Source organism: Pseudomonas sp., from assembly GCF_050739655.1.
GTDB lineage: Bacteria > Pseudomonadota > Gammaproteobacteria > Pseudomonadales > Pseudomonadaceae > Aquipseudomonas.
This window is the reverse complement of sequence record NZ_JBOIBY010000501.1, coordinates 1-18,770: the sequence shown is the minus strand read 5'-3', so window position 1 is coordinate 18,770 and position 18,770 is coordinate 1. Positions and strand designations below refer to the sequence as shown.

At 59.3% G+C, this 18,770-nt stretch carries 18 protein-coding genes and 1 pseudogene; 5 read left to right on the top strand and 14 right to left on the bottom strand.

Translation table 11 applies throughout. The features are described from left to right. Positions 1 to 77: 77 nt before the first annotated feature. The 9 genes and pseudogenes from ACRESJ_RS23905 to ACRESJ_RS23865 all read right to left on the bottom strand — a co-directional run bounded on the left by ACRESJ_RS23905 (position 78) and on the right by ACRESJ_RS23865 (position 6,142). Positions 78 to 530: a DUF2946 domain-containing protein gene (locus ACRESJ_RS23905; protein WP_431760112.1), complete on the bottom strand. Its 453-nt coding sequence runs from the start codon at positions 528 to 530 to the stop codon at positions 78 to 80. 21 nt (positions 531 to 551) lie between these two features. Beyond that, positions 552 to 1,031, bottom strand: coding sequence for a copper chaperone PCu(A)C (locus ACRESJ_RS23900; RefSeq protein ID WP_431760111.1), 480 nt, complete (start codon positions 1,029 to 1,031; stop codon positions 552 to 554). A 48-nt stretch (positions 1,032 to 1,079) separates the two neighbouring features. Then, a complete protein-coding gene (locus ACRESJ_RS23895) occupies positions 1,080 to 1,478 on the bottom strand; it encodes a DUF2946 domain-containing protein (protein WP_431760110.1) in 399 nt (132 codons plus the stop codon). A 106-nt stretch (positions 1,479 to 1,584) separates the two neighbouring features. Next, positions 1,585 to 1,908, bottom strand: a complete 324-nt coding sequence (locus ACRESJ_RS23890) for a DNA-binding protein (RefSeq protein WP_338584490.1) — start codon at positions 1,906 to 1,908, stop codon at positions 1,585 to 1,587. 4 nt (positions 1,909 to 1,912) lie between these two features. Continuing rightward, positions 1,913 to 2,249: pseudogene (locus tag ACRESJ_RS23885) on the bottom strand (type II toxin-antitoxin system RelE/ParE family toxin). A 56-nt stretch (positions 2,250 to 2,305) separates the two neighbouring features. After that, positions 2,306 to 3,031, bottom strand: coding sequence for a cobalt-precorrin-6A reductase (locus ACRESJ_RS23880; protein WP_431760109.1), 726 nt, complete (start codon positions 3,029 to 3,031; stop codon positions 2,306 to 2,308). Then, positions 3,028 to 4,125, bottom strand: coding sequence for a cobalt-precorrin-5B (C(1))-methyltransferase (locus ACRESJ_RS23875; protein ID WP_431760108.1), 1,098 nt, complete (start codon positions 4,123 to 4,125; stop codon positions 3,028 to 3,030). The genes ACRESJ_RS23880 and ACRESJ_RS23875 overlap by 4 nt, the downstream gene beginning before the upstream one ends. Next, positions 4,118 to 5,329 carry a precorrin-6y C5,15-methyltransferase (decarboxylating) subunit CbiE gene (gene cbiE, locus ACRESJ_RS23870; protein ID WP_431760107.1) on the bottom strand — a complete coding sequence of 404 codons (1,212 nt, stop codon included), beginning with the start codon at positions 5,327 to 5,329 and terminating at the stop codon, positions 4,118 to 4,120. The genes ACRESJ_RS23875 and cbiE overlap by 8 nt, the downstream gene beginning before the upstream one ends. 159 nt (positions 5,330 to 5,488) lie before the next feature. Beyond that, positions 5,489 to 6,142: a hypothetical protein gene (locus ACRESJ_RS23865; RefSeq protein WP_431760106.1), complete on the bottom strand. Its 654-nt coding sequence runs from the start codon at positions 6,140 to 6,142 to the stop codon at positions 5,489 to 5,491. A gap of 309 nt (positions 6,143 to 6,451) precedes the next feature. Between ACRESJ_RS23865 and cobG the strand changes: the two genes are divergently transcribed. From cobG to ACRESJ_RS23840, 5 genes are all read left to right on the top strand, one after another. Continuing rightward, complete coding sequence (gene cobG, locus ACRESJ_RS23860) at positions 6,452 to 7,774, top strand: precorrin-3B synthase (protein ID WP_431760105.1); 1,323 nt, start codon at positions 6,452 to 6,454, stop codon at positions 7,772 to 7,774. Then, positions 7,767 to 8,393, top strand: a complete 627-nt coding sequence (locus tag ACRESJ_RS23855; RefSeq protein WP_431760104.1) for a precorrin-8X methylmutase — start codon at positions 7,767 to 7,769, stop codon at positions 8,391 to 8,393. The genes cobG and ACRESJ_RS23855 overlap by 8 nt, the downstream gene beginning before the upstream one ends. Continuing rightward, on the top strand, positions 8,393 to 9,124 hold the full coding sequence (locus tag ACRESJ_RS23850; protein WP_431760119.1) for a precorrin-2 C(20)-methyltransferase: 732 nt from the start codon (positions 8,393 to 8,395) through the stop codon (positions 9,122 to 9,124). The genes ACRESJ_RS23855 and ACRESJ_RS23850 overlap by 1 nt, the downstream gene beginning before the upstream one ends. Next, the gene (cobJ, locus tag ACRESJ_RS23845; RefSeq protein ID WP_431760103.1) at positions 9,124 to 10,830 is read left to right on the top strand and encodes a precorrin-3B C(17)-methyltransferase; all 1,707 of its coding nucleotides are present in this window, start codon (positions 9,124 to 9,126) and stop codon (positions 10,828 to 10,830) included. Before ACRESJ_RS23850 ends, cobJ begins: the two co-directional genes overlap by 1 nt. A gap of 180 nt (positions 10,831 to 11,010) precedes the next feature. Continuing rightward, positions 11,011 to 11,826 (top strand): hypothetical protein, encoded by an 816-nt coding sequence (locus tag ACRESJ_RS23840; protein ID WP_431760102.1) that lies wholly within the window; start codon positions 11,011 to 11,013, stop codon positions 11,824 to 11,826. 78 nt (positions 11,827 to 11,904) lie between these two features. On the opposite strand, the gene ACRESJ_RS23835 is transcribed toward ACRESJ_RS23840, so the two are convergent. The 5 genes from ACRESJ_RS23835 to fis all read right to left on the bottom strand — a co-directional run. Further along, positions 11,905 to 12,501: a MarC family protein gene (locus ACRESJ_RS23835; RefSeq protein ID WP_431760101.1), complete on the bottom strand. Its 597-nt coding sequence runs from the start codon at positions 12,499 to 12,501 to the stop codon at positions 11,905 to 11,907. A 63-nt stretch (positions 12,502 to 12,564) separates the two neighbouring features. After that, complete coding sequence (locus tag ACRESJ_RS23830) at positions 12,565 to 15,342, bottom strand: response regulator (protein WP_431760100.1); 2,778 nt, start codon at positions 15,340 to 15,342, stop codon at positions 12,565 to 12,567. A 99-nt stretch (positions 15,343 to 15,441) separates the two neighbouring features. Further along, positions 15,442 to 16,737 carry a phosphoribosylamine--glycine ligase gene (gene purD / locus ACRESJ_RS23825; protein WP_431760099.1) on the bottom strand — a complete coding sequence of 432 codons (1,296 nt, stop codon included), beginning with the start codon at positions 16,735 to 16,737 and terminating at the stop codon, positions 15,442 to 15,444. Positions 16,738 to 16,882: 145 nt separating this feature from the next. Then, positions 16,883 to 18,490, bottom strand: a complete 1,608-nt coding sequence (gene purH, locus ACRESJ_RS23820) for a bifunctional phosphoribosylaminoimidazolecarboxamide formyltransferase/IMP cyclohydrolase (protein WP_431760098.1) — start codon at positions 18,488 to 18,490, stop codon at positions 16,883 to 16,885. 82 nt (positions 18,491 to 18,572) lie between these two features. After that, a partial coding sequence (gene fis / locus ACRESJ_RS23815) for a DNA-binding transcriptional regulator Fis (protein WP_431760097.1) occupies positions 18,573 to 18,770 on the bottom strand: 198 nt, incomplete at its 5' end.

Sequence of the window (18,770 nt, the reverse complement as noted above, 5' to 3'; positions counted from 1 at the left end):
TCCATCGAACAGTCGTAAACCACACGGCCGACAACCTGAAGCTGTCTTCTTAACCGTGTGAAACCTGAGGTGGGGGTTTACGCGACGATGGGTGGGGCGCGGGAACGGGCGCCGGGGAAGAAGGTTTGCCGGGCGTGGCCCAGGCGCGGGGAGGGCGTGGTGAATGTGTTGACGGGTGGAATATTGAAGGCGGCGAATGAGCCGCCACCGGTCAATGCCGGGCAGTTGAACAGCAGGCTGCAATAGCCGCACTTTTCCCAGATCGCATGGTGCCCGGACGCTGGAGGGCAATGCTCGGCAGTCGGTTGTGCACCGTGATCCCCGTGCTCCATCGCCGACATGTCCATGCTCATGTCCATCGACATGTTCATGGTCATCGGGGTGCGTTGATCCATCGGCATCGGCATCGACTGAGAAATCAGTGGACCGATAAAGATCATCAGCATGGCGAACAGGCTGATCCAGCTGCCGCGCGTCAGGTTCAACGACTGGCGGCGGTGTGCGGATGACCTGGCGCTAAGCGGGCGCATGGGCGGATTCGGCTCAGCGGGTTACTGAGCGTGGACGTGTGGTTGCGTGCCATCGGGTGCCTGCTTCTGCACCACTACTTCGACCTTCAAGTCACCGGCTTTCTCGAAATGCAGGGTCATCGGGAAGCGCTTGCCATCGCTGAGCTGGCTACGGTCCTTAAGGTTCATCAGCATCACGTGGTAGGCCATCGGCGCGAAAGTGACCTCGCCGCCTGCGGGGATTTCCACACTCGGTACGTGATTCATTTTCATCACATCGTTTTGCATCACGTGCTCATGCAGTTGAGCTTCGCCCGCAATGGGCGAGTCGACGCTGAGCAGACGGTCGGCTGCGCTTCCCTTGTTGTGAATCACGAAATACGCCGCGACGTTTGGCGCATTCGGCGGCAGTTCCTGTGACCATGGGTGAGCGATTTCCAGCTCGCCAATCTTGTATTCGTGGGCATTGGCAAAGCAGGCAGGCAGCAGCAACGCAGCCAGAACGATGAGTTTTTTCAACATGGCAGTTCTCCAGAGCGATTCAAAACGCAGATCAATTGCGAAAGGAAATCACACTAGAGGAGAGGCGCGGGGATTAAGGCTGGGCCATTGCTGGCGTGGTGATGGTGTGTTGAGCGTTGCGGGGGGCAGGCTTCGATTGGCATCGAACTGCGTGTAATACAGCTGTGGCTCATGACCGGGCAGCGCCACCAATGGCGCGGAACCGCTGCAGCACCAGCAATGCTGCATGTTCGAATGATCGTCGTTTTGCGGGGCTTTGCGCTCGGTGTCGCCCAGGGAAATCGCCACCATCTTGGTGCCGCTTGAGGAGCAGAAACTGCCCCACAACAATTGTTCGGCTGGCGATTTCGCCGTCTGCGCCATCGCACCGGACATCGGCATGGCGAGCATGTTGAATAGCACTGCGAAGCAGGCGATCCAGGCAATTGCGAGCCGTTGTCGGGACATGGGACAAATCCGGTGGATGGGCGATCAGGCGCGGCTATTTAGCCTGATCAGTGCCGATAAGTAAAAAGACCGCGTGCGGTGTGGTGTCGCACTTAAAAAGCATGGCTCAGTGCGCACGCACCGCATGTACTTGTATATCTACTCCCAGCGTAGCGCGAATTACGGCAAATATCGCAGCCAGGTTGTCCATGCTTGGATTGCCTTTGGCAGACAACATTCGATGCAGGCTTTTGCTGGGCTTTGCCGTTTCCTTTGCCAACTCCTCGAACCCGACAGTGGCGTTGATCAGGTCACGCAAGATGATCCTGGCCATTTCAGGTTCGCCGTTAAGAAACAGAGTAGCAGCCTCATCCAACAATGCCTGGGCGAACTCGGGGTCACGTTGGGCACGCTCGGCGATGGTATGTTTGTAGCTTCGGGTGAGCGCCATGACGTTATCTCCGGTGCCGTTCAGCTTTTTTTCGGGATCGAAATTCGGCTATCAATACTTTCGCCTGTTTGATGTCAGCTTTTTGTGTGGACTTATCGCCTCCACCAAACAGGATGATCAGGCGTTTGCCTTCTTGAACAAGATAGATCCTGTAACCCGGTCCCCAATTTATCCGGTACTCGCCGAGACCGTCGAACCACTTGATGTTTGATGTATTTCCTAACTCCAGACGCAGCAGTGCAGTGGATACCTTAAGTGCTGCATGGGCATCCAAAGGTGGAAAACCAACGGCCAAAAGGGCTCGTTTCGTTGTCCTGCAGGTATTCTTCGAGTGTGATCACGTGCGGCCCTGAAGGTAACAAATAGGTTACTTATTCTGCAAGCCGGTGATCCTGCCCTACGAAATGAAGAGCGACAATGCGCCAAGTGTTTCCTCTAGCGTCAGAAACTCCCGAGTTACCTCCGGCAACACTGGCCGCTTCAAAACAATCACCGGCACCCCACGCTCCCGCGCCACCTCCAGCTTCGGCTCGGTAGCGCTGCTGCCGCTGTTCTTGCTGATCAATACGTCGATATTTCGCTGTTCGAACAGCGCGCGTTCTTCGTCGATCAGGAAAGGTCCACGGGCGCCGATAACTTCGCAGCGCTCGTTGCCGGGATAAACGTCCAGCGCACGCAGGGTCCAGAATTGCTCCGGGGGGATTTCATCCAGATGCTGCAATGGCTCGCGTCCGAGGGTGAACAGCGGTCGCCGAAAGGGTTTCAGGGCTTGGATCAGCTCGGCCCAGTCGCTGACTTCGCGCCAGTCATCGGCGGCCTGCGCTTGCCATGCCGGGCGCCGCAGTGCCCAGCAGGGAATGCCGCTCAGGCCTGCGGCGCTCGCGGCGTTGCGGCTGATTTGTGCGGCGTAGGGGTGAGTGGCGTCCAGCAGCAGATCGATGCCTTGATCGCCAATGAACTGCGCCAAGCCTTCGGCGCCGCCATAACCGCCAACGCGAATCTGGCAGGTCAAGTCCGTCGGTATCCGTCCGATACCGGCCAGGCTATAGATGTGTTCCGGCCCCAGTGTCCTGGCAATGGCCAGCGCTTCGGTCACGCCACCGAGCAACAAGATTCGTTTCACTGAAAAGCTCCCGCATGCCCAACGATCCCGCCCTGGCGGTCGATGGCAAAGACTTCCACCTGAACCTGTGCCGGCACCACGCTGCGGGCAAAGTCCAGCGCGTGCTGGCAGACCGCATCGCCCAGGGCGATGCCGGCGGCGCTGGCCATGGCCAGGGCTTGCTGGCTGGTGTTGGCTTCACAAATGCCTTGCTGCAATGTCGTGTCGGCGCCGATAGCGGCGGCCCATTCGGCCAGTTGTGGCAGGTCGATGCTCGAGTGCCGACTGTGCAAGTCCATGTGCCCGGCCGCCAGTTTGCTGATCTTGCCGAAACCGCCGCAGAGGCTGAGTTTATCCACAGGTACTTTGCGCAGGTGCTTGAGGACCGCGCCGACAAAGTCGCCCATTTCGATCAGGGCAATTTCCGGCAGGTTGTAGACCCGGCGCATGGTGTCTTCGCTGGCGTTGCCTGTGCATGCGGCGATGTGCAGGTAGCCATTGGTTTTCGCCACATCGATGCCTTGGTGGATCGAGGCAATGTAGGCCGCGCAGGAAAACGGTCGGACGATGCCGCTGGTGCCGAGAATCGACAGGCCGCCGAGAATTCCCAGCCGCGGGTTCATGGTTTTAAGCGCCAGTGCCTCGCCGTTCTCGACGTTTACCGTGACCTCGAAACCACCGCTGTAGCCGAGCTCGTCGGCGAGGCGGGTCAGGTGATCGCTGATCATTTTGCGCGGCACCGGGTTGATCGCCGGCTCACCGACCCCCAGCACCAGTCCGGGGCGGGTGACGGTGCCGACACCACGTCCGGCATTGAAGCGAATTCCCGGCTCAGTGCTCAGGCGCACTTGTGTGTACAGCAGGGCACCATGGGTTACGTCGGGATCGTCGCCAGCGTCCTTGATGGTTCCCGCTTCAGCACCGTCATCGGTCCGGCGGCAGAATTCCAGGCGCATCTTCACTGCTTTGCCCTTGGGCAGAACGATTTCCACCGCATCGGCTGCTGCGCCACCCAACAGCAGGCGAGCCGCCGCAAGGCTTGTCGCTGTGGCGCAACTGCCCGTGGTCAGGCCGCTACGCAGCGGCGCAGGTTGTTCGGCGGTTTCGTCACGCATCGAGAGGCTTCGTCATGTCCAGCACGGTAATCGGCAACGCTTGACGCCAAGTATCGAATTCACCCAGCGGTTGCGCTTGAGCGATATGAATGCGCGTCAGCTCGCCGCCGTGCTGTTCACGCCAGGCCATCAGGGTCATTTCACTTTGTAGCGTGACCGCGTTGGCGACCAACCGGCCGCCGGGTTTGAGGGCGGTCCAGCAGGCTTGCAGCACGCCTACGCGGGTCACGCCGCCACCGATGAAAATCGCGTCCGGACGTTCAAGCCCTTCGAGGGCTTGCGGCGCGCGGCCACGAATCAACTGCAGGCCGGGAACCCCAAGAGCGTCACGGTTGTATTCGATCAATAGTTGCCGACCTTCATCGGCCTCGACGGCCAATGCCCGGCAAGCGGGATGGGCGCGCATCCATTCGATACCGATCGAACCGCTGCCAGCGCCGACATCCCACAACAGTTCGCCAGGGACCGGGGTCAGGCGTGCGAGGGTGATTGCGCGGACATCGCGCTTGGTCAGTTGACCGTCATGCTTGAATGCCGAGTCCGGCAAACCGGCCAGCCGTGACAGGCGTGGCGTATTCGGTTCAACGATGCAGTCGATGGCGATCAGGTTCAGGTCCGCGACCGCAGGGTCGGCCCAGTCATTGGCGATGCCATCGATACGCCGTTCGGCTTCGCCGCCCAAATGCTCCAGCACGGTCATCCGGCTGGGGCCGAAGCCACGCTCACGCAGCATTGCGGCGATGGCGGCGGGGCTGCGGCCGTCATTGCTCAATACCAGCAAGCGCACGCCGCTGAACAACTGCGCGTTGAGTGCGGCGATGGGGCGGGCAACCACCGACAGGGTGACCACGTCCTGTAACGGCCAGCCCATTCTGGCGGCAGCGAGGGAGCAGGAAGAGGGGGCTGGCACAATGAGCATTTCATCGCTGGGCAATTGCCGGGCGAGACTGGCGCCTACGCCGAAAAACATAGGATCGCCGCTGGCCAGGACACAGACGGATTCGCCACGGTTCGCCAGGACCGGATCGAGGGAAAAAGGGCTGGGCCACAATTGCCGGTCGCCGCGAATGCAGGCTGGCAACAAATCCAGTTGCCGCTGAGCACCAATGATCCGCGACGCTTTCAGCAGAGCGTGTCGTGCATGTTTGCCGAGCCCCTTGAAGCCGTCTTCTCCAATGCCTACCACTGTCAGCCAGGGGGTCATGCCGTTCCTCGTCTATCAATCAAAGCCAACTCATTGCCGCGCCCGACGGTGTCGGCCCGGCGGCTGCGCATCATAGCGCGGCATGGATTGCATCCGCCTGCCGTCAGCGAGGAAATTGTAGGTGATGGCGATGAACGCCCATTGACGCGGCCCCCAGTCTTAACGGGCCAGTTTTTTTCGCAGGTCGAATCGCTTCATTACGACTTCTTGCAGCTTTTTTTCAAGAAGCGATCTTTTACTGTCGAGAATACGTTTGTCCAACTTCAGATAGGCCCGACTTTGAGTGATTTTTGCGGCCTGTTCTTCCCAGCTCCAGAACAGAAAACTATTCTTTTTGGCGTACGCCACCAACTCAAGATTGAACACCGCTATTTCAAGAAACCCCTTTGAATCGTACCGTGCAGGTATCACCTGAAAACGTTCGCCCATCAGACTTTCATTGTCCAGCGAGATCAGTGCCGGTTTGTCGGGTTCCAGTGCGTCGAGGGTGTCAATCATGGCATTTCCCTGACGGGTGTCCTGCATGCCTTGCGCGCTTGTGACCAGAAACTGCGCAACGCTTTTCGACACGTCGTAACGGGTGCGCGTAAAGATGGCGTCTTGATAGGCGGACCAGCCTAAAAAATCCAATGTACGAAGATACTCTTGCAGCCACGCTGCCGAGTTGGCAAAACGACTGCTGACCCTGTCAGCGGATTGTGTGGCTATCTGAGTGCAATGGCTGAGGTCTTGATAATCCTGCGGTAAAAGTTCGTCGATACATGAAACAAGGTTGTGGCCGGTCAATATTCCATTTGAGTTTCTACTGTCCATGAGTTGCTTCCGATTTATATGGGTGTGAAGTCAGTGAGTTTTCTTGCCCGTGAAAAGTACAGGCTCCGTTATAGCCTTTGAATAAAAGTAATCCGCTGAATTGAAACCGGCTGTTGTAGGAGCTGACGAGTGAAACGAGGCTGCGATCTTTTGATGTTCAAAATCAAAAGATCGCAGTCTGCGGCAGCTCCTACAGGAAAAATGCGTTAATGCCGCCTCGCTTGCTTTTCGTCGTCAAGCGCCCCGGGTTTTTCATCCCACCGAACAAAGCAGGCATAATGCTGCCCTTCCAATTGCGCCGGCCATCCTGTGAACCCTCGTCAGCAATCCAACCCTTTGCGCCCCTCGGCCTGTCCCGGATTATTGCGGATCGTCCAGGCGTTGGATGGTGGGATTTGCCGGATCAAACTCAACGGTGGTTCCCTCCGTGCGCAGCAGGCCGTCGCGGTGGCCGATGCAGCCGAGCGCTATGCCGGTGGCGTTATCGAGGCGACCAATCGCGCCAACCTGCAAATTCGCGGAATTGGCAGCCAACAGTCAGCCTTGATCGAAAGCCTGCTGGTTGCCGGGTTGGGACCTACCCATGCGGCAGGGGACGATGTGCGCAATCTGATGCTCAGCCCTACGGCCGGGATCGATCGGCAGATGCTCTTCGACACCCGCCCGCTGGCTGAACAGATTCTGGCCACCGTGCAACAACATGAACGCTTCCATGACCTCAGTGCCAAGTTTGCCGTGCAACTTGATGGCGGTGAGAGCTTGGCGATGCTCGAACACCCCCACGACGTGTGGCTCTCGGCGTATGAGCGAGAGGGCGTGACGCGGCTGGCGTTTGGCCTGGCCGGGTGCCCCACGGATACGCCAACAGGATCGGTCGCACTCGACGATGGCCATCGTCTGTTGGTCGCGGTGCTTGAGTTGTTCCTGGAGCTGGCGAGCCCCGAGCAAACGCGGATGCGTCATTTGTTGGCCGAGCATTCGATCGAAACGGTTCTGGCCCGACTGGCCGAAGGTGTCGCCATCCAGGCCGTTACCCATTGGCGGCGCACCTTGCAATCGAGTGTTTTGCATATCGGCGCCCACGGCCAGATCCAGGCGGATGTTGACTATGTGGGCGCCGTGCCACCGCTGGGGCGACTAAATCCGGTCATGCTGCGTGGTGCGGCACGTCTGGCAGACGAGTTCGGTGACGGCAGCCTGCGGTTCACTCCGTGGCAAAGTCTGCTGTTGCCCAATGTTCGTCATGAACACGCCGCTGAAGTCATCCGACGCCTGGAGCAATTGGGCTTGATGTGCGATCCCGAGCAATCGTTGACGCGCATGATCGCCTGCACCGGTTCAAACGGTTGTGGCAAAGGCCTGGCCGACACCAAAGGCGATGCCCTGCACCTGGCCGCGCTGCTGCAACGCCATGGGCATTCGCTGAATGTGCATGTCAGTGGGTGCTCGCGATCCTGTGCCGCCGCGCATACCGCCCCCGTCACATTGCTGGCCGTCGGCCCCGGTCGTTACGATCTCTATTTTCGCGATGCAGCGCAGCCAGGTTTCGGCGCGCTGCACGCTTGCAACCTTACTATTGAAGCGGTCGGCGCCTTGCTCGACGCTCGCTCACGGAGCCCCATTGATGCTTGATTACATCCGCGACGGTCAGGAGATCTATCGCAACTCCTTCGCGATCATTCGCGCCGAGGCCAATCTGGAGCGAATTCCGGCTGATCTGGAGAAACTCGCGGTCCGTGTGATCCACGCCTGCGGCATGGTCGAGGCCATCGACGGTCTGCAGTTTTCCGATGGTGCGGGCAAGGCCGGGCGCGACGCGCTGGCTGCTGGCGCGCCGATCCTGTGTGATGCGCGAATGGTTTCCGAGGGCGTGACCCGCGCGCGGTTACCAGCGAACAATCAGGTGATCTGCACCTTGCGTGACGACAGCGTCCCCGAACTTGCCCGTGAGTTGGGCAACACCCGCTCCGCCGCCGCACTGGAACTGTGGCGACCGCATCTGGAAGGCAGCGTGGTGGTGATCGGCAACGCGCCGACCGCGCTGTTTTATCTGCTGGAAATGCTCGATGCCGGCGCACCGAAACCGGCGTTGATCCTCGGTTTCCCGGTGGGCTTTGTCGGTGCCGCCGAATCCAAGGCAGCGTTGGCGGCGGATAGCCGTGGCGTGCCTTTTGTCATCATGCAAGGTCGCCTGGGCGGTAGCGCCATGGCCGCCGCCGCCGTCAATGCCCTCGCCACGGAGATCGAATGATGCAGCAACCTGGACGTTTGATCGGCCTTGGCGTCGGCCCTGGTGATCCGGAATTGATTACTGTCAAAGCCCTGCGCCTGCTGCGCGAATCGCCGGTGGTGGCGTACTTCGTGGCCAAGGGCAAGAAAGGTAATGCCTTCGGCATCATCGAGGCGCACTTGCAAGAAGCGCAGAACCTGTTGCCGCTGGTTTATCCGGTGACCACCGAAGCGTTGCCGGCGCCCTTGTCCTACGAGCGAGTGATCAGCGATTTCTACGATGAAGCCGCGCAATCATTGGCTGAGCACCTCGATGCCGGTCGCGATGTGGCGGTGATCTGCGAAGGCGATCCGTTCTTCTACGGTTCCTACATGTACCTGCACGACCGCCTCGCCGAGCGTTATCAGGCCGAAGTCGTGCCGGGTGTGTGCTCGATGCTCGGCGGTGCCTCGGTACTCGGTGCACCGCTGGTGTATCGCAACCAGAGCCTGTCGGTGTTGTCCGGTGTGTTGCCCCATGATGAGCTCAAGCGGCGCCTGGCGGATGCCGACGCGGCAGTGATCATGAAGCTGGGGCGCAATTTCCCCAAGGTCCGTCAGGTGCTGGAAGAGCTCGGCCTGGCCGAACGTGCGCTGTACGTCGAGCGCGCGACCATGGCCAATCAAAAGATCGTGCCGCTGGATCAGGTCGAACCCATGTCTTCGCCGTACTTCTCGCTGATCATTGTTCCCGGCGAAAGGTGGCAAGGCTGATGACTCGTCCAGTTCCGGCGATTGTCATTCTCGGCAATGGCAGCCTCGTTACCGCACGCAACATTCAGCAGGTGTATCCCGGCGCCCTGATCCACGGTCTGGCCGGACGGGTTGACGGTGCCGATCGGGTCTACCATGAGTTCGGTGGCGCCCTGCGTGAGTTTTATCAACAGGGCACGCCGATCATTGCGTTGTGTGCGGCCGGAATCGTCATCCGCACGCTGGCGCCGTTGTTGCTGGAAAAGGGCGCTGAGCCGCCGGTGCTGGCGGTGGCCGAAGACGGCAGTGCAGTGGTGCCTCTGCTGGGCGGCCTCGGCGGAGTGAATGTCATGGCGCGGGAAATTGCTGCAGCGTTGGACGTCTGCGCGGCGATCACCACCAGCGGTGAACTGCGTTTTGGTACTTGTCTGCTCAATCCTCCCAGCGGTTATGCCTTGGCAGACCTGGAGCTGGGCAAGCGCTTTGTTTCCGATTTGCTGGCCGGCGAAACGGTGCGTATCGAAGGTTCGGCGCCGTGGCTGGCACACGCGCAATTGCCTGAGGATGCTCAGGCGCGACTGGCTGTGCACGTCAGTCCTGAAGAACGGACGCCGGCGGCTAACGAACTGCTCATTTATCCACGCAGCGTGGTGGTCGCGGTCGAGGCGGATGTTGCAAGTTTGTCGAGCTCGGTTCGTGAGGCTTTGCGTGAGGCCAAAATCGCTGTGCAATCGGTGGCTTGCCTGTTGGCGGCGGACACCGCAATGGCCAGCCCGGCCCTGCGCGAAGCGGCGCTTGAGTTGGGCGTGCCGTTGCGGTTTGCCAATGCCGGAGCAAGCGTTGGCGAGTTACTCCGCAACGCTGTGGGGCAGCCTGTCTCCCTGCATGGGGATGACTGCATTGCGATTGCTGTGGCCGAAAATCCACTGGACCCGCTGCAGGTCGGCCGCCCTCGCGGGCGTTTGGCCGTGATCGGCCTGGGGCCGGGTTGCGCAGAACTGATGGTGCCGGCCGTGAAGACAGAGCTGGCTCGGGCCAATGATGTGCTGGGTTATGAAACCTATGTGCGCATGGCTGGGCCTTTCCGAGATGATCAGGTGCTGCATTGCACCGACAACCGCGAAGAAATGCAGCGAGCACGGCATGCATTCGAATTGGCGGCCCAGGGGCGGTCGGTGGTGGTGGTTTCGTCTGGCGACCCTGGAGTGTTTGCCATGGCCGCCGCCGTGCTGGAAGCGCTTCATGAGTCCACCGATCCGGCGTGGCACAACGTTGATCTTGAGATCCTGCCGGGCGTCTCCGCTTCATTGGCGACGGCTGCCCAGGCCGGTGCGCCGTTGGGGCATGACTTCTGTGTGCTGTCGCTGTCGGACAACCTCAAACCTTGGTCGATCATAGAGAAACGTCTGGATCTGGCGGCTCAAGCTGATCTGGCCCTGGCGTTCTACAACCCGATCTCGCGTTCACGCCCATGGCAACTTGGGCAGGCGCTGGACATCGTTGCCCGTCACCGCGAGCCTCAGACACCGGTCGTACTGGGGCGTGATATCGGCCGACCAGGGCAGACTTTGCGGGTCACTACGCTCGGGCAGTTGAGTGTCGACCAGGTGGATATGCGCACGATGGTGCTCATTGGTTCTTCGACTACGCGGGTCATTCCTTGTCCGGATGGCCGTACTTGGGTGTACACGCCGCGCAGCTATGGCGATAAGCTCACGCCCATTTAATGCTTGATTAATTTAAACCCGGTCATCCCATTTTTTTGGTGGTGGCTGGGTTTTTGTTTGCCTGGCGCTTTTTATTTGTACATATGCTGTATTTGCTTGTGGCTTGTTGCTCGAAGTGCGCAGGACTAGATTTCATGTGTTCCCGGATGGAACGTTTATTAATGAATAAGGATGTTATGCATGAATGTTTTTGAAAGTTCGGTTAGCGTTTCGCAAAGTGTCGATTTCGTGAAAGCATGCGTACAAAAGCGCAATAAAGCTCGGGTCGAAAGGCCGCGCCCAAGGGCACTGGTGCCAACAGTGGTTTCTACCCCCACCAAGGAGCTGGATGCTCTGGTGCTGGGCAATAGCCTGATTGGCTATGGCGACAAGATAAGCCTGGAAAACATGGCGATCATTGAAAATCTGATCACCATGTCGAAGATGGAAGCGAACTACGAAGTGCCCGGCAATAAAGACCCAAAGGCCTGGTACCACGCATTTACCAAATGCATGGAAGATCTTGGATGTTTTGTCGCGGACAAAGGCTACACACGATACAGCGCCACTTCGCTGAAGATAACGATGGATAATGTCATGGTTGATATTATTCAGGCCGCCGTCGAAGCGGCAAAGGCTGCCATCCCTGGCGCTACCGTGCTCAGTGCTGTAACGAACTCTACCGTCGCTGCATTGAAGAAAGAGCCTGAAGCGATCAACTTGTTGAACACTGAATCGAAAGGTGCTGAAGGGGTGAGGTTATCCACAATCCCCTGCGAACAACTGTCGAATGGAATTATCCTGATTGCGATAGGGGCAATTGATCATCAGGGTGGAAGTGATGATGGCGGAGTTCTTTTCGTGGACTGGAAGACTTCGTCGCTCGGCATTTTTCACGGCAAGTCGTTCATCACCTTCAATCCGGCCCGCTATGCGGAAATAAAGTCGGATATCGAAGAGTATCTTGGCATCCATCGCAAGGAAGTTCTGGTCAAGCGCTTCAGTCGGCGTAAATAACCCTGCCGGGGTTGCCGCAGGCTGCGATCTTTTGATCTTCATGGAGCAACATCAAAATATCGCGGCCTGCGGCAGCTCCTACGGAACCAGGTACCCCTTGACCCCTGTGAAAATAATCTGTGCCGCGAGCGCACACACGAACAACCCCATCAAACGGCTGACAATCTGCAAGCCCTGCTCACCGAGAATGCGCTCGATGTGATTGGACAGGTACAAAACCACCCCAACAGTGAAGCTGGCCAGGGCAATGCTGACGATGGCCGTGAGCTTGTCATCCCAGTGCGGCTGGCTTATGCCCATCACCAGCAAGGCACCGATGGTGCCAGGGCCGACGGTGAGAGGAATGGTCAGCGGGACGATGGTCACGTCCTGTTGCACGTTGTCTGTCTGCACCGCTGACTTGCCCTGGGCCATCCCCAATGCGGAAATGAACAGCACGCTGCCGGCACCAATGCGAAAGGCATCCACTGTGATGCCGAAGACGCTGAAAATGACTCGACCGAACAGGTACAGCAGAACGCTGGAGATCAGCGTGGCAATCGCCACCTTCCAGGCCAGTCGACGCTGTTCCTTGCGCGAATAGCCGCGGGTCAGGCTGATGAAACAGGACAATACGAAGAAGGGGCTGTAGAGCACCAGCATCTTCAGGTAAACACTGAACAACACGTGGAGCATGGTGCAAGCTCACTGGCGAGGGAAGTCGAGGGGAGTCTATCAGGCGTTGCAGAGTCTGTCGGCTCAGGAGGTTGGGGTCACGGTGCGGTTCTGCAGATCGCGTTGGGCAACCCAGTGTTCAATCAGTTCGCGCAGCTGCGAAAGCTCCACGGGTTTGGCCATGTGTCCGTCCATGCCTGCCTGGCGCGCGCGTTCTTTGTGCTCGGCGAGGATGTGTGCGGTGAGCGCCACCACAGGTGTGCGAGTTCGTTGGTTACCCACTTCCCAGGCACGCAATTGCTGGGTGGCGGAGAAGCCATCGAGGATTGGCATCTCACAGTCCATCAGCACCAGGTCATAACGTTGAGCTTTCATGGCCTGCAAGGCTTCTTCACCATTGCTGGCGGTGTCCGGCTGCAGATTGAGCTTGCCCAGCATGCCCCGGATAACCTTGGTCGAGATGCTGTTGTCTTCGGCGACCAATATGCGGAAATCGCTTGGGACCTTGATGGGCAGGGTAGGGCTCGATGGAAAGTGCGGCATGACAGCGAGCCCTTTGTTGCGCTGGGTCAGCTCATCGGCCAGAGTCGTCTTGAGGGTGTAGCCGGCCACCGGTTTTGCGAGGATACGCTTGACCCCCGAGTTGCGGGCGATGATCTTGCTTGGCGCATTGCTGATGCCGGTCAGCATGATCAGCAGGATGTCGTTGTTCAGGCTCGGATCTTCCTTGATCTTGGCGGCCAGTTGCATGCCGGTCATGCCGGGCATGTTCTGGTCCAGCAGGACCACGTCAAAGTAGTCACGCAAATGCGCCTTGGTGCGTAGCAACGCCAACGCTTCCTTGCCGGACGGGACGGCGCTCACGTTCAGTCCCCAGGCACTGCATTGTTGCACCAGTACCTTGCGACACGTGTCGTTGTCGTCCACCACCAGCACGCGAGCACCCTGTAGCGGGCCGTCGAGATCCGAGGTGGGATGTTCGAGACGGTCAGGGTCCAGCGGCAGTGTCAGCCACAAGGTGCTGCCCTGAGTGGCGCCACTCTTGACGCCAAACTCGCCTTGCATCAGGCGAATCAGCTGACGGGCGATGACCAGCCCAAGATTGCCGCCCAGGCGATTGGCCGAGAGGAAGTGCTTGCTGTGCAGTTCAGCGTGCATCAGTGCATCGCGCTCTTCGGCGTCCATGGGTTCGCCGCTGTCCTGGACGGCGATACGAAGCCGCGGTTTGGCGCTGCGTTCATCAAGCGCGACGACAATCAGGATTTCGCCTTCATCGGTTTTCTTCAGTGCGTTTTCAAGCAGGCTTAGCAGGGTTTGGCGCAGACGTGTCGGGTCACCGCTGATGACTCGCGGCACTTGTGGCTGGATGAAGCTGATCAGTTCGACGTTTTGCTGTTCAGCCTTGGCGCGGAAGATGCTCAAGCAATCTTCGATCAAGGCGTTGAGATCGAACTGCACGTCGTCCAGTTCGATCTGCCCGGATTCGAGCTTGGATATATCGAGAATTTCGTTGATCAGTGTCAGCAGTTCGTTGCCGGCGCTGTGGATGGTTTGCACATAGTCACGCTGCTTCACGGACAAGGGTGTCCCCAACAGCAGCTCGGTCATGCCCAGCACGCCGTTCATTGGCGTGCGGATTTCATGGCTGATCTTCGCCAGGAACTCGGCTTTGGCGTTGATTTCCGCATTGCTGGCCGCCAGGTCGCGACTGACGCTGAAACGATCTTCAGTGATGCTGCGTTGGCGCTCACTCAGCGCAATGCTCATCAGCAGGCCGCTGATGCAGATGAACACCAGGAGGGTGGTGACCAGGCCATGGGGCTCGACCAATGTCAGCCCCAGCAGCGCCGGCAGGATGATCAGCGTACCCAGGTTGAAAGCGACCATGCCCGCCACGAAAAACCGCGCCGGGCGATAACCTTTTTGCCAGTGAAAGGCGCTGACAAACAGCATGCTCAGGCCTGCGAGGGCGACCAGGCCGTAGGTAATGAGGTTCAAGGGCAATGTGTTGACGAACAGCAGCAACAGGCCACAGGTCGTGATGAACAGGATCTCGCCCGCCATCAGCTTGTTCAGCGGGTGTGGGCCCAGAGGGACAAAAAAGCGATAAGCGAACATCAGGCCGCACGGGGCGGTCAGCAACAAGGCGAGGTAAGCCCCTGGCGTCTGCACGGCTTGCCAGTTCGGCAGCCATGGCCCGGCAAGGTTCAGCAACAACATCAGGCTTAGCATCAGCAGCGCTTCGCAGGCCGCCAGCCAGACACTGCTGCGCGAACGTGTGTAGGCGTAACGGATGAGATTGTGCAGGATCAGCATGCCAACGCAGCCCAGCAACAGTCCGTAGATCAACGTCTGGTTTTGATTGGCGGCGGTCATGACCGCCGATTGCACGGTGATGTAGGGCCGCAGCTGGTTTTCGGAGACCAGTCGCAGATAGATCTCAAGCGAATTGTCGCTTTGCGGTAATGGCAGCATGTAGTCGCTGCTGGGCAATGGCCGCTCGCTCAGTGATTGTTTGTTGCCTGTGTTCGCTTGTTCGATCAGCTTGTCGTCGTCCAGCACATACATATCGAGATGTGACAGGTCGGGTGCGAATACCCGCAGCAACTGTTCATGTTTGCCGGGCGCCAGTCGGAAGCGGATCCAGAGTGCGCCGTCGGGCTCGGCAGCGGTGAGGCGGTCGAGTTCGATGGGGCTGAATTGATTGGTGAAGCGGGGGGAGCGGATGTCGCTCAGTTGCAGGTCGCCCTGTTCGTCGAGCAATACCGCCCAGCCACTGCCTTGCGCGGCCTGGGCCGGGAGCATGCAGAGCAGAGTCAGCAGTGTGACGGTGAAGCCTATGGCAATCCTGAGCCAGCGCACGGCGAAATCCCTTCGTAGGTTGATGCCAGAATATAACTATGCGCGGCGTCGGAATAGCCGGGCAAGGGCTCGAAACCCTTGCCCGGCTGAAAGGATAGCTTATTCCTGATTTTCGCCACGCTCGCGGGCAATGGCACGGTAGCCAATGTCCTTGCGATAGAAACAGCCTTCCCAATCAATCTTGGCCGCCAGTTTGTACGCCTGCTGCTGAGCAGCATCGACGCTGGCGCCCATTGCCGTGGCGCAGAGCACGCGACCACCGGCCGTGACGACTTGACCGTCCTTGAGCGCAGTACCGGCGTGGAAAACCTTGCCTTCCAGTGCCGCCGCCGCATCCAGGCCATTGATGGCCACACCTTTGGCGTAGTCACCAGGATAGCCGCCTGCGGCCAGCACGATACCGACGCTCGGGCGTGGATCCCATTGGGCTTCGACCTTGTCCAGCGCCTGCGCCAGAGCGGCCTCGACCAGCAGTACCAGGCTCGACTGCAAGCGCAGCATGACCGGTTGGGTCTCAGGGTCGCCGAAACGGCAATTGAATTCGATGACTTTTGGGTTACCAGCCTTGTCGATCATCAGACCGGCATAGAGGAAACCGGTGTAGACGTTACCTTCCTCGGCCATGCCGCGAACGGTCGGCCAGATCACCAGGTCCATGACGCGCTGATGCACTTGGGCAGTGACCACTGGAGCCGGAGAGTAAGCGCCCATGCCGCCGGTGTTTGGACCGGTGTCGCCGTCGCCGACGCGCTTGTGGTCCTGGCTGGTGGCCATTGGCAGGACGTTCTTGCCATCGACCATGACGATGAAGCTGGCTTCTTCGCCGTCCAGGAACTCTTCGATCACTACACGCGAGCCGGCATCGCCAAAGGCATTGCCTGCCAGCATGTCGCGCACGGCATCTTCGGCTTCGGCCAGGGTCATGGCGACAATCACGCCTTTACCGGCGGCCAGGCCATCGGCCTTGATCACGATCGGTGCGCCTTTTTCACGCAGGTAAGCCAGCGCTGGCTCGATCTCGGTGAAGTTCTGGTAGTCGGCGGTCGGGATCTTGTGGCGAGCCAGGAAGTCCTTGGTGAAGGCTTTAGAACCTTCCAGCTGAGCTGCGCCAGCGGTTGGACCAAAGCAGTCCAGGCCGCGGGAGCGGAACAGGTCGACGACGCCAGCGACCAGCGGCACTTCAGGGCCGACGATGGTCAGGGAAACGTTTTTCTCGGCCAAGTCTGCAAGCTGCTCAAGGGCCAGTACGTCGATGGCGACGTTCTCGCACTTGGCTTCGATAGCTGTGCCAGCGTTGCCCGGGGCCACGAAAACCTTCTGTACACGCGGATCTTGAGCCACTTTCCAGGCCAGGGCGTGTTCACGGCCACCGCTGCCAATGATCAAAACATTCATTTCAAAAACCTCGGATGACGCTAATTCTGGGACTGTATGTTGATCATTCCCACGCTCTGCGTGGGAATGCCTCTGCGTCCGTGGGACGCGGAGCGTCCCGGGCTGCATGCCCACGCAGAGCATGGGCACGATCAAATCGGGTGGATCAGTGACGGAAGTGGCGCATGCCGGTGAACACCATCGCGATGCCGGCTTCGTCGGCTGCAGCAATCACTTCGTTGTCACGCATCGAGCCGCCTGGCTGGATTACCGCGGTGATGCCGACCTTCGCTGCGTTGTCCAAACCGTCGCGGAACGGGAAGAATGCATCGGAGGCCATGACCGAACCCGCTACCTGCAAACCAGCGTGTTCAGCCTTGATCGCTGCAATACGCGCCGAGTTCACGCGGCTCATCTGGCCGGCGCCGACACCGATGGTCTGGCGGTTCTTGGCGTAGACGATGGCGTTGGATTTAACGTACTTGGCCACTTTCCAGGCGAAGATCAGGTCGTGGATTTCCTGCTCGGTCGGAGCGCGTTTGGTCACGACTTTCAGGTCATCGGCGCCGATCATGCCGATATCGCGGCTCTGCACCAGCAGGCCACCGTTGACGCGCTTGTAATCCCAGGCAGCGGCACGATCCGCCGACCACTCGCCGCAGGCCAGCAAACGGACGTTGGCTTTTGCCGCCACGATGGCGCGGGCTTCTTCGCTGACGCTTGGGGCGATGATCACTTCGACGAACTGGCGCTCGACGATGGCCTTGGCGGTCTCGGCGTCCAGTTCACGGTTGAAGGCGATAATGCCGCCGAAGGCCGACTCGGTGTCGGTGGCGTAGGCCAGGTCGTAGGCCTTGCGGATTCCGCCTTCGGCATCCGGGCTGACCGCCACGCCGCATGGGTTGGCGTGCTTGACGATCACACAGGCCGGCTTGACGAAGCTCTTCACGCATTCCAGCGCGGCGTCGGTGTCGGCCACGTTGTTGTACGACAGTTCCTTGCCTTGCAGTTGGGTCGCGGTGGCAATACCGACTTCGGCAGGCTTGGCTTCCACGTAGAACGCCGCGCTCTGGTGCGGGTTCTCGCCGTAGCGCATTTCCTGGGTCTTGATGAACTGGCTGTTGAAGGTGCGAGGGAATTCGCTGCGACCTTCGGTGCTCAGTGTCTCGGCAGCCTGATTAACGGTGCCCATGTAGTTGGCGATCATGCCGTCGTAGGCCGCGGTGTGTTCGAATGCCTTGAGCATCAGGTCGAAACGCTGAGCGTAGGTCAGGCCGCCAGCCTTGAGGTTTTCCAGCACGTTGGCGTAGTCGCTGGCATTGACCACGATGGCCACGTCTTTATGGTTCTTCGCTGCCGAACGAACCATGGTCGGGCCGCCGATGTCGATGTTCTCGATAGCAGTCGGCAGGTCGCAGCCTGGCTTGTTGATGGTGGCTTCGAACGGGTACAGGTTGACCGCGACCAGATCGATCGGCTTGATGCCGTGCTCGTTCATGATGGCGTCGTCGATACCGCGACGACCGAGGATCCCGCCGTGAATTTTCGGGTGCAGGGTTTTTACCCGGCCGTCCATCATTTCGGCAAAGCCGGTGTAATCAGCGACTTCCACAGCGGCAACGCCGTTGTCCTGCAGCAGCTTGAACGTTCCGCCGGTGGAGAGGATCTCGACGCCCAGGGCTTCAAGCTCTTTGGCGAATTCGAGGATCCCGGTCTTGTCGGAAACGCTGATCAAGGCGCGGCGGATCGGCAGGCGGGTAGTCTGGTCGGTCATCTCAATTTCCATCAAAAGCAAAGGAAGTCAGCAAAAAAGGCGACCGGTTTTACGCGGGCGCCTTTCTGGTTTGATTGAATGCTTACAGCAAATCGTACTGCTTGAGTTTCTTGCGCAGCGTGCCCCGGTTCAGCCCGAGCAGCTCGCTGGCCTTGGTCTGGTTGCCCTTGACGTAGTTCATCACGCACTCGAGCAGGGGAGCCTCGACTTCGGAGAGCACCAGGTTGTACACATCCGTGACGGCAGCGCCCTCAAGGTGGGCGAAATAATTGTGCAGCGC

Excerpts from the sequence above, each read along its gene's own strand:
- ACRESJ_RS23905 (WP_431760112.1), bottom strand. The coding sequence starts at position 530 with ATGCGCCCGCTTAGCGCCAGGTCATCCGCACACCGCCGCCAGTCGTTG.
- ACRESJ_RS23900 (WP_431760111.1), bottom strand. The coding sequence starts at position 1,031 with ATGTTGAAAAAACTCATCGTTCTGGCTGCGTTGCTGCTGCCTGCCTGC.
- ACRESJ_RS23895 (WP_431760110.1), bottom strand. The coding sequence starts at position 1,478 with ATGTCCCGACAACGGCTCGCAATTGCCTGGATCGCCTGCTTCGCAGTG.
- ACRESJ_RS23890 (WP_338584490.1), bottom strand. The coding sequence starts at position 1,908 with ATGGCGCTCACCCGAAGCTACAAACATACCATCGCCGAGCGTGCCCAA.
- ACRESJ_RS23875 (WP_431760108.1), bottom strand. The coding sequence starts at position 4,125 with ATGCGTGACGAAACCGCCGAACAACCTGCGCCGCTGCGTAGCGGCCTG.
- cbiE (WP_431760107.1), bottom strand. The coding sequence starts at position 5,329 with ATGACCCCCTGGCTGACAGTGGTAGGCATTGGAGAAGACGGCTTCAAG.
- ACRESJ_RS23865 (WP_431760106.1), bottom strand. The coding sequence starts at position 6,142 with ATGGACAGTAGAAACTCAAATGGAATATTGACCGGCCACAACCTTGTT.
- ACRESJ_RS23855 (WP_431760104.1), top strand. The coding sequence starts at position 7,767 with ATGCTTGATTACATCCGCGACGGTCAGGAGATCTATCGCAACTCCTTC.
- ACRESJ_RS23850 (WP_431760119.1), top strand. The coding sequence starts at position 8,393 with ATGCAGCAACCTGGACGTTTGATCGGCCTTGGCGTCGGCCCTGGTGAT.
- cobJ (WP_431760103.1), top strand. The coding sequence starts at position 9,124 with ATGACTCGTCCAGTTCCGGCGATTGTCATTCTCGGCAATGGCAGCCTC.
- ACRESJ_RS23840 (WP_431760102.1), top strand. The coding sequence starts at position 11,011 with ATGAATGTTTTTGAAAGTTCGGTTAGCGTTTCGCAAAGTGTCGATTTC.
- ACRESJ_RS23835 (WP_431760101.1), bottom strand. The coding sequence starts at position 12,501 with ATGCTCCACGTGTTGTTCAGTGTTTACCTGAAGATGCTGGTGCTCTAC.
- purD (WP_431760099.1), bottom strand. The coding sequence starts at position 16,737 with ATGAATGTTTTGATCATTGGCAGCGGTGGCCGTGAACACGCCCTGGCC.
- purH (WP_431760098.1), bottom strand. The coding sequence starts at position 18,490 with ATGACCGACCAGACTACCCGCCTGCCGATCCGCCGCGCCTTGATCAGC.